This window comes from Streptomyces sp. NRRL F-5650, from assembly GCF_000721365.1.
GTDB lineage: Bacteria > Actinomycetota > Actinomycetes > Streptomycetales > Streptomycetaceae > Streptomyces > Streptomyces ardesiacus.
Map to the genome: position 1 here is coordinate 44,302 of NZ_JOGV01000032.1, position 13,517 is coordinate 57,818.

The window sequence follows — 13,517 nt, forward strand, 5'->3', positions numbered from 1 at the left end:
GCACGTGCACACGCGTGCACACAAGACCCCACGCTCTGTCAAGTCCCAGGAGGGAGGCGCACCGTGTCCGATGAGGACGGCACAGGGACCCTGGTCCAAGGCCCCTGGAGCGGTGATTCCACGTACGTGCCACCGCCGATCCCGGATTACGGCGACACCATTCCGCCGCCGGAAGACATTCCCCCGGCACCACCGGAATCGCCGGAAGAGACAACAATGGAACTGCCGCCGATTCCGGCCGCCCCGGACCCGACGGCGTCCCTGCGTTCCGAAGGAATTACGACACCGGAAGCCGGTAAAGATGACGGCGAATACGAGGAAGGCGAATACGAGCAGCCTCGTTCTCTCGCCGACCGTCTCGGTGACTGGCTCGAATTCCGGCTGGAAAGGGCGCGGGCTCTCCATGAGGGCGAAGCGCCTTTCCGTGAAGCCGAAATAGCGCGGAAGGCTGCCCTGCTGGAGGGGCGCACCGCGCAGGAAGTCGCGATGATGGAGCAGAACGGAAAGCTCCGCGCCGCGATGATGAAAGCGAAGGGCGACAAGGCGGCGGCACGCGGAAAGGCGGACGCCGACCGCATGAAGTCGTCCGCCTCCGGCCTGGGGTCGGACAAGGGCCGCTCGAAAGCCGGCGGCGGGGGCGGGTCCTCGCGCGGCGGTGGCAGCAGCGGACCGTCCCGCACCAACTCCGGCTCGGCAGCGAACCGGTCCGGCGGCCCACGCGGCACCAACTCCCGCGGCCCCGGAGGTCGTTCCGGGCCTGGATCGACCGGGGGGAGCGGGGGCGGCAAGGGCGGCGCGAAGGGCTCTCCGTCAGGCTCTGGCGGTCGTGCAGCCGGTTCCGGGCGCAGCGGTCCGTCCGGGGGCTCGAAAGGCTCTCAGACGGGCTCTGGCGGCTCCGGCCGGGGCGGCGGTGCGAAGAGGGACGGCGGCGGCCGGACACAGAACGGTCCGGCGTCCGGTGCCCGTGCCGAGCGGGCCCGCGGCCGCCAGGAGCGCGCCGGAGCCCGGCAGGCCGGACGGCAGGAACGGCGCAGCGCCGGGCACGCCGCCGGCGTCGCGGAGCGGACCAAGGACCGCGACCAGGCCCGCGCCCAGCGGCAGCAGGCGTGGGAGGACCGCCGGGCCAAGAAGGCACAGCGGGCAGAGGCACGGAAGGCGAAGCGGGAAACCGCGGCGTCGGCCGATGCCGGTCGCACCACGCTGGGCCAGGCCGTCGGCGAGGAAGCTCAGCGCCGCTTCGACAAGCGCCGCGCCGACGCGAAGGCCGCCCAGGACGCGAAGGGCGCCAAGGCGGCCGGTATCGAGAAGGTGAACCTGACCAAGGACAAGCACTCCAAGGCCAAGGGCACCGACGGCACGACCGCCAAGGACGCCCCTGACGGGGCCTCCAGCGCCGCGAAGGACAGTAAGGGGGGTGATGAGTCGGGCAAGGACGCCACGGCCGGTGAGGGGGCGTCTGACGGCGCGAAGAAGCGGCGCCGGTTCCGGCGCCGGCGCACCGGCAGCACGGGCCGGGCCGGTCGGCGCGGACGCACCCGCCGCACCGGTCGCACCGGCCGGGCGGGACGTGGCCGTTGGGGGCGTGCCGGTTGGCGCGGCCGTCCGGCAGGCAGCCCGTTCGGCGAGGAGGATCCCACCCCGACGGTGGAGTGGCCCGAGCACGACACCCGCCCGCCCAAGCACGCACCGAAGGGCGAGGACGACATCGTCGACGCGGACATCGTGCCCGACCAGCCCGCGGCCGTCACGACGGGCGTGGGGGGCCTGCAGCCCGCGCCGGAGAAGCACACCGCACGGCCCGGCACCAGTCGGCCGACCAGCACGGAAGGGAGCAGCGTGAGCAGTTCGGAAGTCAGCAGGCCGTCCGGGCAGAGCGGCCTTGGTGTCCAGCACCGGACGGACATCACGTTCGACCAGTACCTGGTGGAGATGGCGAACATCGCCATCAAGGCGGCCTCCGACCAGGAGCGTGCCGAAGCCCTGATGGAGGCCCTCGCCAAGGTCGCCGACGCCCTGCGAGACATGGCCGCGGACCTGGTCGGCGACCACAACATCGAAACCGACGTCACCGACCTGATCGCGGACCTTGCAGACTCCGCCGACAACATGAAGCGGCAGGCCGAACGCTGCGCTGAGCAGTGTGGCCTCGCCAAGGAGGCCGCCACACTCGCGGCCGTGATGGTCGCCCGCGTCTACGGCGAGGACATGGCCGCCAAGGAAGATGCTGGCCTCACCCACGCGTCGGCCGCCGCTCACCACGACTGAGCACGAGAGGAAACCCGCCGATGAGTAGCGACCTCGCACCGCGCGACACCAGCGCGGCCCCCGCCGTGGCCGATGACGACAACCGGTACAAGGCCGTTCAGGCCAAGCTGGACAAGCTCAGCAAGGTCCTGGACGACGCCAGCCTCGATCTGGTGGCCTTGTGGCGCAGCATGCTGGCCAACGCCAAGCACACCGACAGTGTCGCCACCGACATCGAGAACGCCGACCTGGACCCGAAGTTCGTCGAGCTCACCGCCAACGTGGCCGCCGCCCTGGACGGCGCGGCCCGGGGGGTTCGCAAGCTGTCCGACAGCGCCCAGGAGACCGCCGACCTCACCCACGTGACCCGGCGCACCCACGCCAAGCTCTACGGCGCGCTGGACGACATCCGCTCCACCCGACGGGAGAAGACGCCCAAACCGGGCTTCTTCAACCGCTGACCCCACTTCCCCACCCCGCCACGGGCGGCCCCGCATACCGCGGGGCCGCCCGTATTCGTTCTCGAAGGAGAAGCCGGTGACCACGCCGCGCAGTGTCGCGCTCGAACGCCTCGCCTACACCCTGGCCGCACCCGTGCTGGCCGTGGCCCCGAACGTCTACCCCGACAGCCCCGTCAACTCGGTCGTGCAGCTGGCCGGCGCCGCTGGAGCTGCCGGCATCCTCCTCGCCGCCAAGAGCGACGGGACCGGCGCCGGACGAAGGATCCTGCGCTGGACGCCGCTGGTCCTGGCCGCCGCCGTCGACGTCGCCGCCGGCCACACAGGCGGCTTCGGCCCCTACTGGCTGGACGGACTACTCGCCGCCGGATGGGCGGCGGCCGGCTCTTTCGTGCTGCCGTTCTCCCGGCACACTCGCCGCCGCAACCGCCCCGCGCTCGCCGCCCCGGCCCCGCAACCGGCGCCCGCCCCGGCCCCGCAGCCGACCGTGGCGCAGCCGGACGACGGAGCCGACCAGCTCACCCACGAGGCGCGGATGCTGTGGGAGCGCGCCGGGATGCCCGCCCGCACCCACGTCGTCAAGGCCACCCGGCACCCGGCCATGCGCCACGACCTCACCCTGCTGTTGCGCGCCTCGGAGACCGGGCGGCCGATCACCGGCCTCTCCCCCGAGATCGTCGGAGCCGCGTTCGGCGTGTCCGCCGCCGACGTCACCCTCGCGGACGTCGCCATCCAGCCCGGCCGCCAGGGCGGACCCGGCTGGATGGAGGCACTCATCACCCCCGAGGCGGGCGCCCGGCGGCGCACCAAGCCGACCGACGCCGAGCGCTGGATCGACCGGGTGGCCGGCCCCAAAGGCGGCGCTCCCGGCTCCGAGCTGGTCCACAAGACCCGCGACGATGAGCGCGGGGTGACCTTCTACCGGGCGAAGATGAGCGACTCCACCGAGTCCCCGCGCATCGACCTGCCCAAGGTCTGCCGGGCGCTGGACCTGCCCGAGGACGACTCCTGCGTGTTCGTCCTCATCGACGGCTCGGAGTTCCTGATCAGCGCGTTCGACACTCCGCCGCTGTCCGCGATCTTCCCCGCCACCCGCGAGCTGCTCACCCCGGACGCCAAGGGCATGTACGTGTGCGGGTTCACCATCACCGGCCAGCCGGTGAAGACGATGGTGTACCAGCATGACAAGAACGCCCCGGCCCACGGGCTCACCCTCGGGGTCAGCCGGTCCGGCAAGACGCAGTTCTTCGCGATCCACATGGCCGCCCAGTCCCTGGACGGCCAGGTCGTGTGGCTGGGCACCGTCCGAAAGGACGAGAAGACGAGCGTGCTCGGGAAGTACATCGACCGGCAGGGCTCGAACGCGCTGTGGATGGCCCGCTCCCTGCGGGCGGCGAAGGCGCTCTGCGAAATCCGGGCGGACATGCCCTGGCCGCACGACGGCCAGCCGCACGACTACAAGCCCGGGGACACACGCTGCCCCTACCGGCAGCTCAACGTCTACGGCGACGAGTTCATGACCGCCGCGCAGGACGCGGACTTCGGCGAGTTCATCCAGAAGGACGGCGAGGACCTCACGGTCACCGGGCTGAAGTACGGGATCGGCTTCAACCCGGCTGGCCAGTCGCCGTTCGCACACAACGGCTTCTCCACCGAGATGAAGGACAACCTGCGCCAGAACTCGAGGCCGGTCATCTTCAACATGGGTTCGCCCGGCGCCACCCGCAAGGCGGCGGAGGGCACCATGGAGAACGCCTACGACGTGCCGACCATCCCGGCCCGCTACTCCCGCAGTGAAGGGTCCGCTATCGAGCGGGCCATGCGCGGCGAAGCCGATCCGGAGAACGGCGTCTCCACGGGCGGCGTCGCGGTCATCGTCCTCGACAACGGCCGCGCCGTGCTCATGCGGTCGCTGTACGCGGACTTCGACACCGACCTGTCCAACCTGTTCCCCGATGAGGTCAACCGGCTCACCGACTACGAGATCAGCGAGCTGGAAAGGCGCGGCCTGTGGTTCGACTGGAACGAGCCCGTGCGGCCCGGCGAGTTCTGGCCCGAGCCCGACGAGGACGACGACGGTGACGGCCGCTCCCGCCGGCGCGGCGGCGGAGGCGGAGGCGGCAAGGGCGGCGGCCGCGGCTCCAAGGGCGGCGGTCGCCGCTCGGAGCAGGTCGCCTCTCCCCGCCAGGCGCTGGAGGCCATCAAGAGCCTCACCGACGCCTGATCACACCCACCCGTCCCTGGGGCCGGACCGCCCGAGTGCGGCCGGCCCCACCCGACTCCCTGTGAAGGAGCACCACCACCGTGGCTCTGTCCATCTCCGCCGCCGTGCTGCTGGGCATCATCGTCGTCGTCCTGGTTAAGGGCGGCTACGTCCGCGTCGGCTCCGCGCTGGCCTGCACGCTGTTCGGCTTCACCCTCGCCGCGACCGGCCTGGCCCCGACCATCAACAGCGGTCTCGCCTCGCTCGCGGGACTGATCTCCAGCCTCTGACTACGCCTCCGTCCACGGCGGGTCAGGGGTGTAGTTGAGCCCGTCGCAGAAACGGCAGTCCCACTCTGCGGGCACTTCCCACTTGTCGACCCAGAAGCCGACCTGCTTGCCCACGAAGTAGTTGTCCCCGCCGCACCATCCGCACTCGAAGACGAACTCCACTCCGGCCCCTTCCCCGTGCCTGATGGTCCGAGGATGCCCGGGACATGGGTGCGTCGACACTCAAACGCCCACTCCCCCCTACGCAACGCCGAAGGGCGCCGCCGGAGACCCATCCTGGCGGCGCCCTTCGGCGCCCCTGCCTGGAGCCCCGATGTCCCATGCCTCGCTCTCCCCCGCCATAGACCACCCCGCCCCGACCACCCAGCCCGTTCCGGCCGCCGCGCCGCCGGCGGAGCTGTCCCTCGAGGAACGCCTCATCCTTGTGAAAGCGGAGATGACCGCGCGCTTGGACGAAGCGGCCGTCGCCTACGAGGTCAACACCGCGCACATCCCCACTGAGCCCGTGGACCTGGCCGACGTCGTCACTCTCCCGCTGACCCCGACGCACCAGCCGACGCCGGCCTCCTACCCGACCCCGGTCGCCGCCCTTCTGCAGCGCGCCCACCACCGACTGCTCACCAGCGGCTGGTGCAAGGACGTCCTGGTCGACGAGGACGGCGCCCGATGCATGCTCGGAGCCATCCGAGCCGAGGCCCGCGGCGACGGCGGCCTGGAAGCCGACGCCGCCTCCGTGCTCCTGGACGCGATCCGCCGCAAGTTCGGCGACGACGTCGACTCCGTGCCGTCCTTCAACGACGCACACGGATCGGCCCGTACCCCGCTCCGCATGGTCGACCAGGCCGCAAGCCTCGCCGACACCCGAGGCCTGTGAATCTCAGCTCTCCGGACCACCTGCCTCGCACCCGAACCCACACCGGTCGGGTGCGGGCCAGGCCGCCCGGCCTGCGCACCACGCCCACTACACCCGCCCGAAAAAGGAGGACGAGCAGTGACCATCCCCACCGGTGTCCCCGGCCTTGTCATCACAGCTGCACCTGCACAGCGCTTCCCGGACCATCCCCACGCCTGCTTCGTCCTCCACGAGCCGTCCAATCGCCGCATGCCCGCGACCTGGGCGACCCCGGCAGCGGCTCGGCGTTTCGTCGAGGCGGTCCGGGACGTGGCCGACTGGGCCAGCCCGGCCACGGTCCTCACCGAGCCGATCTTCCAGGCCATCGACGAGCACCACGGATCCGTCGACGGCTTTGACGGGCCGAGGCTGCGGCGCCCGCCCTACACGCCCACGGACGCGGAGATCGCCGACCTCCTCAGCAAGGCCCTCACCGTGCTGATCACCAACGGCTGGTACCAGGGCGACGCCTCCAGCTTCCACGACGTCGATCAGGAGGACGGCGACGACCTGGATTCCAGCGACTGCCGTGTCTGCGCCCGGGGAGCCATCAACATTGCGGCCGCGGGAGACCCGCGCCCTCCCATTGCATACCAGCCGAGTGTCCTCGCCGAAGCGGCCACGGACGCCCTGGCGGAGACCCTCGGAGTGGACGACGTCACCGTCTGGAATGACGCCCCTGGCCGCACAGCCAGCGCCCTTCATGACGCCGTGACCCGCACCATCGACCGCCTGCGAGGCACCCAGGCAACACACGCGCCGGCCCCGCACTCGCATGGTACGGCTGACGCCTCGCCGACCGGCTGCCCGTTCCCGGACTGACCTTCGGTCGCTCCGCCTGGTCCTCGCCCACCCCGCTCGCGGGTGGACGAGGACTGGACAGGCCGACCGGCCACCTCGCACCGCGCCCCGCCGACACCAGCACGACGTCGGCGGGGCGCGGCGCTTGCTGTCCACCGACACCAGGAGGAATCGCTCGTGCTCACCCCCCGCCCGCGCCGCCGGATCGGCCGGCCCCGCCCGCAGCGTCCCGGACCTCGCTACCCGCTGCCTCAGCGCCGGTTGTCCGGTACCTGGAGCAGGTGATGGCCGACCAGGACCTGGTCGACGTCGACCCGTACGACCCCGGCGACGGCTCCTTACCGGTCTTCCGGTGGAAACAGGCCGGGCGCGCCACCCTCGCCACCCGCCGCCAACTGCGGGAGATGGGACTGCGCCCCGGCGGCCAAGAGCCCGTCGCCCGGATCGAGTGCCGCGGCGGCACGCGCTTCGCATGGCTGTACCGGATCGACCTGGCGAAGCCGAAGCGCCCGATGACCCTCGCGAAGGAAGCCGCGCTCGACAAGGCCATGGCCGCACGCCAGACGTGCGGCACCTGCCGCCGGCGCTACTTCCACTGCCTCCCGCTGAAGACCTTGGGGTCCTGCCTGGAGTGCTTCGACGGCACGCCCGCCGACCCCGCCTCCTACATCGCTCCCCCGGCCAAGCACCTGCTTGCCGCCTGATCCGAGAGGACCACCGCCCATGAGTACCGCTGTCCGCGCCGCCGCCTCAACGCCGGGCTGCGCGTGATCTGGGCTGCCCGCGCTCTTCACCCCCAAGGAGAATCCGCATGACCGAACCCAAGCCCGAGAGCATCCGCGACACCGCCGACACGGTCGCGATGACGCCAGAGGGTGACCACTACGTCTCCGAACAGCGAGCCCGGATTGCCGAGCTTCAAGCCCGCCCGGATCGGCTCACGCCGGACGACGCGCGATGGCTTCTTGACCGGCTCGCGTGGGCGGACTGGCACCTGGAAGAGCTGCGAGATCGCATCGACGACGCCGGAAGCCTGATGAACACGAGTTACGTGTCCAGCGCGATCGACTACACCCGCTGGTCCCGGGGGACCCCGCGAGGGCCTGTGATCGCTAACCGTACCGACGGCCCCGGCACCGAGTTCACGATCCTGCGCCGTCCCCAGCGCTGACCGGACGCTCTCCGTACGGCCCCGCCGCACCGCCCCCGGGCGGGTGACGGCGGGGCCGTGCGGTGTCCGTCTGGTCAGCCGAGACCGGACGACCGGCCCTCCCCGGAGGTCACCGTGCCCCTCGTCGAAGAAACTCGGCTGCTGCCTGGAGTGCTTCGACGGTACGCCCGTCGACCCCAGCAGCCTCATGACCCTCCCGGCCCCGGCCGTTCACCGGCTGGCCGCGTGAGCCAGCCCCGTCCGACCGTCCAGGCCGGGACGGGGCCCGCACAACCGGGCGGCCGCAGCACCGGCAAAGGCCGGCCGCCCGCTCCTTCACCCCTTCGAGCTCAGGAGAGATCCAGCATGCAGCATCGTCCCGCCGTCTTCGCCGCCCTTCTCGGACTGACCCGCGCCGGGAGCGCGATCGGAGATTTTTGGGTGCAGTCGGATTTCTGTGCCCGTGTGAAGGGCGCCTCCGACGACCACCCGGTCACCTACGTCGACCCGGCCACGGAGGAGAAGACCACCCACGGCACGGCCGACGGCCGTAAGGCGTGCCTCCAGCACTGCCTGACCTACACGGCCACGCAGGCCATCATCGCCGGGGCCGGCGCCCGCGCGCTCGGCATCCGGGTCCACCCGGCAGCCGCCGCGGCCGCGCTCGCCATCTCCTTCGGCACCCACTACGCCGCGGACCGACGTGTCCCGGGCAAGGGCCTGCTGGAGAAGATCGCGACCAAGACCGGCAAGGGTGGCTTCTACAAGCTCGCCGACTTCGGCATGAACGGCGCCTTCCACCTCGACTCCGCCTGGCACCACGGCTGGGAAACGGTCGCGGCCGTGGTCGCCACCTCCAAGGCGACCACCCGATGACCAGCCGCACGCGCCTGGACCGGGTGCGCGCCTCCGTGGGCATCGCCCAGCTCGCCCTCCAGCAGATCGAGGACGACCTGAACGCCGACGACGTCGACGCCCGCGAGCTCGCCGCGATCCTGCGCGAGCTCCAGGAGGACGTCGACGTCCCCGGCGGCCTCTTCCCGATGCTCGCGCAGCTGGTCACCGCCGCCGCGCGCCGGGCGGAACAGATCGAGCCCGACCGCGACGGCGACGCCTCCTTCCCCCTGCACGAGGCCGCCGCTCTGATCACCGACAACGCCGGGCAGCGCCTGAACTGGGCTGCCCGCTCCCTCGACCCGCAAGGAGATGCCGCATGACTTCGGTGGTGTACCCGGACCTGCCCGAGAACGGGCTGATCGTGCTGATCGGTGCCTCCGGCGCGGGCAAGTCGACGCTGGCCCGCACCTGGCCGGCCTCACAGGTCCTCTCGCTCGATGGTCTGCGGGGCATGGTCAGTGACGACCCGGGTCGGCAGGACGCCACGGCCGATGCCGCCGACGTCCTCAAGCTGATCCTGGAGCGCCGGATGGCCCGGAAGCTCAACACGGTGATCGACGCGACCAACGTCGAACAGTCCGTGCGGGTGGAGCTGGTGATGGCTGCCAAGCGGCACGGCATGCCGACCGTCGCGGTCGTCGTCGCCACGCCGCTGCCGGTCTGCCTGGAGCGGCAGGGCCCGCGGCCGGACAACCGGCGCGTGCCCGAGGACGTCGTCCGCTCCCAGCACCAGGCCATGGTCCACTCGCATCAGCGGCTGGCCGCCGAAGGCTTCAACACGATCGTGTTCGCCGACGCCCTGTACCGCCTGGAGCCGTTCCTGCAGCGGCTCTCCCAGGCCCGGGAGGCCGACCTCGGGCGCGACGGCAGCGACGGCTTGGGCGATCTGCTGCTGGTCCGCCGCTTCTTCGGCTCGGAGATCCTGCCGCTGTGGCGGTGGCGGCCGGGCTCGGACCTGGTGACCGGCCGGGACCGCGTCGCAGAGATCCGCCTCGGGCAGCAGTACCTCACCCTGGCGTTCCGCGACGACGTCGACGGAGAGGGCGACTTCGGCTTCGACGTCCTGCTGCCCTGCCCCTTCGACACGGACTGCACCGGCCAGGCGTGGGCGCCGGTCTACTCGGTCACCGACCTGTACAAGGCGCTGACCGGCGCCATGGACAGCGACCCGGACATCGTCTGCACCGTCCACGGCGACGGCGTCGACGACCAGGACGACGATCCTGAGGGCCGCGCGGACCTCGAGGCGCAGTACGCGGACGCTGTCGCGTGAGCCGCGCCGCCGACGGCCCGCACCCGCACCCGCTCACCCCGGCCGGGGATGAGTGGTGGCACGGCTGCCGGGACTGCCACCTGCCGATCCAGAGCGGGGCCGCCGGCCTCGCCGCGCACCGCCGCACCGTCCACACCCAAGCCGGTGATCCCCGGCGGCCCATCACGATTCAGCTCGACTACTGACCAGGAGGCACCCGTGAGCACCCAGACCAAGGCCGACACCTTCGCCGCGCTCCGCGACTGCTTCGCTGCCGAGCTCGCCGCCCTCATCGGCGACCAGTCGCCGCGCGGCAACACCCCGAACGCCTTCATCGACCTGGTCGAAGAAGTCCGCGACGTCCTCGGAGCGTCCAGTCTCGGCAACTGGCAGGACGCCAGCGAGGACCTGGACTCCGCGGTCACCTACCTCACCGACGCCCTGACCAGCCCCGGCGGTGACCAGCCCTCGCTTCTGGCCTGGGCGCGTACCCACCTGCGCGACGCCATCGCGACGGCCGGCTGACCCGCGAGTTGAGCGCACTCTGTGCCGCCCCGGCCCCGCACCTCGAGGCCGGGGCGGTCGCAGTGGCCCCTCAACCCCGGACAGTCAGGAAGGAGATGGACGTCATGCGCCTGCGGATCTACGAGGTCGACGTCCCGATACACGACACCACCGACCCGGCCCGGCGCGGCGTGCACGTCTTCACCGGCGTCGCCGACTCCCCCGCCGCTGCCCTGCGCCGCGCGCACGAGGTGTACGACGCCGCGCTCGCCGCGCACACGGCCGGACGCGAGATCCCCGGCAAACAGCCGGACAGCTGGGGAGCGCGCGGGCTTCGGCCCGGCTGGCAGATGGAGTGGCCCGCCGCGAAGGCCGGCCTCTGGCACAACCCCGTCAGCTGGACCACCCGCAGCGACTTCGCGCTGTAGCTCCGCCCCGGGACAGCCGCTCTGCTTGCCGGCTTCGTCGGCTGCCCCGGGCCCATCCATCCCGCACGAGACGAGACGGAGAACCCAAGTATGTCGTCCCTCCTGCGCGTTCAGGGCCGGATCGGCCAGCGCACCCTCCTACTGACGACCGCCGCCGTGCCGTTGACCGGCTGGGCAGTCCACGCGGTCACGCTGCACCGGCAGCTCGCCGCCACCCGCCGCGACCCGCTGACCGGCCTGCTGCGCCGCGACTCCTACACCGCCCGCGCCCGCCGGCTCCTGGCCCGCCACGGCGACGAGGTGGCCGTGGTCATCGTCGACCAGGACCACTTCAAGGCCGTGAACGACGACTTCGGGCACCCGGCCGGGGACGCCGTCCTCACGGCGACCGCCGCGCGGCTCACCGCGTGGGCGGGCCCCCGCGCGTCCGTCGGCCGCCTCGGAGGCGATGAGTTCGCCGTAGTCGTCCAGGTGCCCACCGCGCGCCTGGAGCAGCGCCTCGCGCAGCTGGTCCGGATGCTGCGCACCCCGGTCGTCCTCGAGGACGGCCGCACCGTCGACGTCGCCGCCTCGGTCGGCGCCGCGACCCCGCGCACGGTCGGCTCCCGCGACCTGACCGTCCTGCAGCGGGCCGCCGACGCGGCCCTGTACGACGGCAAGCACTCGGGCCGCGCCACCGTCGCCTCGCCCGCGCACACCACGGTGCCGTCCATCAACGGCCGCCGCGCCGGGCGCCCCGGCACCGCGGTCTGGGGGCGAGCCGCATGAGCGTGATCACTCTCCCCGAAGGCGACTGGATCCGCGGCATCACCATCCGCCAGCCGTGGGCCACGTGCATCCTCGCAGGCAAGAACCCGGAGAACAGGCCGGTGCACTGGCCGTGGGAGGGCTGGGTCCTCATCCACGCCGGGAAGACGAAGCCGGAGCCCGCTGTGCTGCGCGACCCGCTGGTCGCCACCGCGATCCGCGGCCGCGAACTGCACCTGGGTGCGGTCATCGGCGTCGCCCGCCTCACCGGCTGCCACCCCGATCAGGGGCCCGAGAAGTGCGCCAGCCCCTGGGCGGAGCGCGGCGCGCACCACCTGGTCCTCGACGACGTCCAGGAGCTCGCCCTGCCCGTGCCCGCCACGGGCGCGCTCCCGGCCTGGAAGCCGAAGCCGGACCTGGTGGCGCAGGTGTTCCAGCAGCTGCCCGACTTCCGGCCGTGACCCGCCAGGGACGCACGAAGAAGGAGAAGCCGCCGTTCGAGCCGGGCCTGATCCCGGCTCCCGGCGAGCTTCTCGTCTGGCGCGACGGCCAGCACTTCGACCACTGGCAGGACCTCCCCTGCACGCTGTGCGGCCAGCCCACGCCCATGCGCTCCCACTCCGGCGAGCCCGTGCACAAGGCATGCGCTGAGGACTGGATCACCGCCAACCCCGTTGAGGCCCGCCTCGGGCGGTTCGCCTCCGACCTCGCGCCGAAGCCCAAGTCCAAGTCCAAGGGCCAAGGCGACCACGCCTGACCTCCACCTGGAGGACCTCCATGAGCAGCACCGAACGCGACGTCGACCACGCCCTCGCCTACCCCGAGCCGCCCGCCTCCCCGCTCTGGCACCGCCATGGCACGAAGGCCCGCCCGCTCACCCCCGAACAGCAGCGGCGCAACCGCGAGCTGCTGGACATCGCCCAGCGCACCACCCGACCCCGCTCCCCTCGCCCCACCAAGACCCTGGCGGAGGCCAACTGATGGACACCAAGCACTGCGCCGTCGACGGCTGGGTCGACGCGATCCCCGTCCCCGGACCGCGCGACACCGTCACCTTCGACCTGGTCGTCCGGCCCGCCGACATCGACGCACTCGACGACGACGCCCCCGACACGGTCATCACCTGCACCAGCGGCGACCCCCGAATCACCCACGAGCTGCTGAACGGCATACAGCCCGGCGACCTGCTCCGCGCGACCGGCACCCTGGTCCAGCCGCCGACGCCCGGCGAGCACGCCCGGCTCACCGTCGACGCCCTGGAGGTCCTGGACACCGCACTGGTCCCCGTCCTACGGGAGACGGTGCTCGACAGGTACGGCGACTACGTCGTCATCTTCGACGCCGACCGCGACCAGGTCCCCGTCTTCACCGCGCACGGGCAGTGGGTCGGCCTGGCGGACAACCCCGACGCCATCGCCACCCTCATCGACATCCACGAGCGCGTGAACGGCGGCGACGCCTGATGGCCACCACCACCGCGCACGCCACCCGGACCATCCTGGAGCGGTTCCCCGCCGGAGCTCCCCGCGGCTCCTGGCCGGCCGAAGAGTACGCAGCCGCCCAACACGCCCAGGGCACCAACGCCCAGGTCGTGATGGACCTGCCCAGCGACCAGTTCCTCGTGGTCACCGACACCACCACCCAGTAGCAC

At 72.1% G+C, this 13,517-nt stretch carries 21 protein-coding genes; 20 read left to right on the forward strand and 1 reads right to left on the reverse strand.

Features of this window, described 5'->3' with window-relative positions; genetic code table 11:
- Positions 1 to 63: 63 nt before the first annotated feature.
- The 4 genes from IG88_RS0125300 to IG88_RS0125315 all read left to right on the forward strand — a co-directional run bounded on the left by IG88_RS0125300 (position 64) and on the right by IG88_RS0125315 (position 5,195).
- Complete coding sequence (locus IG88_RS0125300) at positions 64 to 2,265, forward strand: ATP/GTP-binding protein (RefSeq protein WP_234332270.1); 2,202 nt, start codon at positions 64 to 66, stop codon at positions 2,263 to 2,265.
- A 20-nt stretch (positions 2,266 to 2,285) separates the two neighbouring features.
- The gene (locus IG88_RS0125305; RefSeq protein WP_031045566.1) at positions 2,286 to 2,705 is read left to right on the forward strand and encodes a hypothetical protein; all 420 of its coding nucleotides are present in this window, start codon (positions 2,286 to 2,288) and stop codon (positions 2,703 to 2,705) included.
- A gap of 76 nt (positions 2,706 to 2,781) precedes the next feature.
- Positions 2,782 to 4,926 carry a hypothetical protein gene (locus IG88_RS0125310; RefSeq protein WP_031045567.1) on the forward strand — a complete coding sequence of 715 codons (2,145 nt, stop codon included), beginning with the start codon at positions 2,782 to 2,784 and terminating at the stop codon, positions 4,924 to 4,926.
- An 80-nt stretch (positions 4,927 to 5,006) separates the two neighbouring features.
- Positions 5,007 to 5,195 carry a hypothetical protein gene (locus IG88_RS0125315; protein WP_031045569.1) on the forward strand — a complete coding sequence of 63 codons (189 nt, stop codon included), beginning with the start codon at positions 5,007 to 5,009 and terminating at the stop codon, positions 5,193 to 5,195.
- Here the strand turns inward: IG88_RS0125315 and IG88_RS43835 are convergent, their stop codons facing one another.
- The gene (locus IG88_RS43835; RefSeq protein WP_019329449.1) at positions 5,196 to 5,357 is read right to left on the reverse strand and encodes a hypothetical protein; all 162 of its coding nucleotides are present in this window, start codon (positions 5,355 to 5,357) and stop codon (positions 5,196 to 5,198) included. It abuts the gene before it with no gap.
- Positions 5,358 to 5,508: 151 nt separating this feature from the next.
- Here IG88_RS43835 and IG88_RS0125325 point away from each other — a divergent pair, with 151 nt between their 5' ends.
- The 16 genes from IG88_RS0125325 to IG88_RS0125400 all read left to right on the forward strand — a co-directional run bounded on the left by IG88_RS0125325 (position 5,509) and on the right by IG88_RS0125400 (position 13,514).
- Entirely contained in the window at positions 5,509 to 6,069 is a 561-nt protein-coding gene (locus tag IG88_RS0125325; protein WP_031045571.1) for a DUF6197 family protein, read from the forward strand.
- Between the two features lie 228 nt (positions 6,070 to 6,297).
- Positions 6,298 to 6,909 (forward strand): DUF6197 family protein, encoded by a 612-nt coding sequence (locus tag IG88_RS43840; protein ID WP_199807498.1) that lies wholly within the window; start codon positions 6,298 to 6,300, stop codon positions 6,907 to 6,909.
- Positions 6,910 to 7,172: 263 nt separating this feature from the next.
- The gene (locus tag IG88_RS0125335) at positions 7,173 to 7,592 is read left to right on the forward strand and encodes an RRQRL motif-containing zinc-binding protein (protein ID WP_031045576.1); all 420 of its coding nucleotides are present in this window, start codon (positions 7,173 to 7,175) and stop codon (positions 7,590 to 7,592) included.
- A gap of 107 nt (positions 7,593 to 7,699) precedes the next feature.
- On the forward strand, positions 7,700 to 8,059 hold the full coding sequence (locus tag IG88_RS0125340; protein WP_031045578.1) for a hypothetical protein: 360 nt from the start codon (positions 7,700 to 7,702) through the stop codon (positions 8,057 to 8,059).
- A gap of 345 nt (positions 8,060 to 8,404) precedes the next feature.
- Entirely contained in the window at positions 8,405 to 8,914 is a 510-nt protein-coding gene (locus IG88_RS0125345; RefSeq protein WP_031045580.1) for a hypothetical protein, read from the forward strand.
- On the forward strand, positions 8,911 to 9,255 hold the full coding sequence (locus tag IG88_RS43845; protein WP_031045583.1) for a hypothetical protein: 345 nt from the start codon (positions 8,911 to 8,913) through the stop codon (positions 9,253 to 9,255). The genes IG88_RS0125345 and IG88_RS43845 overlap by 4 nt, the downstream gene beginning before the upstream one ends.
- On the forward strand, positions 9,252 to 10,208 hold the full coding sequence (locus IG88_RS0125355) for an ATP-binding protein (RefSeq protein WP_031045587.1): 957 nt from the start codon (positions 9,252 to 9,254) through the stop codon (positions 10,206 to 10,208). Before IG88_RS43845 ends, IG88_RS0125355 begins: the two co-directional genes overlap by 4 nt.
- Complete coding sequence (locus IG88_RS0125360; RefSeq protein WP_031045590.1) at positions 10,205 to 10,393, forward strand: hypothetical protein; 189 nt, start codon at positions 10,205 to 10,207, stop codon at positions 10,391 to 10,393. Before IG88_RS0125355 ends, IG88_RS0125360 begins: the two co-directional genes overlap by 4 nt.
- 13 nt (positions 10,394 to 10,406) lie before the next feature.
- Positions 10,407 to 10,712 (forward strand): hypothetical protein, encoded by a 306-nt coding sequence (locus IG88_RS0125365; protein ID WP_031045593.1) that lies wholly within the window; start codon positions 10,407 to 10,409, stop codon positions 10,710 to 10,712.
- A gap of 104 nt (positions 10,713 to 10,816) precedes the next feature.
- Positions 10,817 to 11,119, forward strand: a complete 303-nt coding sequence (locus tag IG88_RS0125370) for a hypothetical protein (RefSeq protein ID WP_031045596.1) — start codon at positions 10,817 to 10,819, stop codon at positions 11,117 to 11,119.
- Positions 11,120 to 11,209: 90 nt separating this feature from the next.
- Positions 11,210 to 11,887, forward strand: coding sequence for a GGDEF domain-containing protein (locus IG88_RS0125375; protein ID WP_031045600.1), 678 nt, complete (start codon positions 11,210 to 11,212; stop codon positions 11,885 to 11,887).
- Positions 11,884 to 12,327 carry a hypothetical protein gene (locus IG88_RS0125380; protein WP_031045603.1) on the forward strand — a complete coding sequence of 148 codons (444 nt, stop codon included), beginning with the start codon at positions 11,884 to 11,886 and terminating at the stop codon, positions 12,325 to 12,327. Before IG88_RS0125375 ends, IG88_RS0125380 begins: the two co-directional genes overlap by 4 nt.
- Positions 12,324 to 12,623: a hypothetical protein gene (locus IG88_RS0125385; protein ID WP_031045604.1), complete on the forward strand. Its 300-nt coding sequence runs from the start codon at positions 12,324 to 12,326 to the stop codon at positions 12,621 to 12,623. Before IG88_RS0125380 ends, IG88_RS0125385 begins: the two co-directional genes overlap by 4 nt.
- Before the next feature lie 20 nt (positions 12,624 to 12,643).
- Complete coding sequence (locus tag IG88_RS0125390; protein WP_031045607.1) at positions 12,644 to 12,847, forward strand: hypothetical protein; 204 nt, start codon at positions 12,644 to 12,646, stop codon at positions 12,845 to 12,847.
- The gene (locus IG88_RS0125395) at positions 12,847 to 13,329 is read left to right on the forward strand and encodes a hypothetical protein (RefSeq protein ID WP_051852038.1); all 483 of its coding nucleotides are present in this window, start codon (positions 12,847 to 12,849) and stop codon (positions 13,327 to 13,329) included. The genes IG88_RS0125390 and IG88_RS0125395 overlap by 1 nt, the downstream gene beginning before the upstream one ends.
- The gene (locus IG88_RS0125400) at positions 13,329 to 13,514 is read left to right on the forward strand and encodes a hypothetical protein (RefSeq protein ID WP_031045612.1); all 186 of its coding nucleotides are present in this window, start codon (positions 13,329 to 13,331) and stop codon (positions 13,512 to 13,514) included. The genes IG88_RS0125395 and IG88_RS0125400 overlap by 1 nt, the downstream gene beginning before the upstream one ends.
- Positions 13,515 to 13,517: the final 3 nt, after the last annotated feature.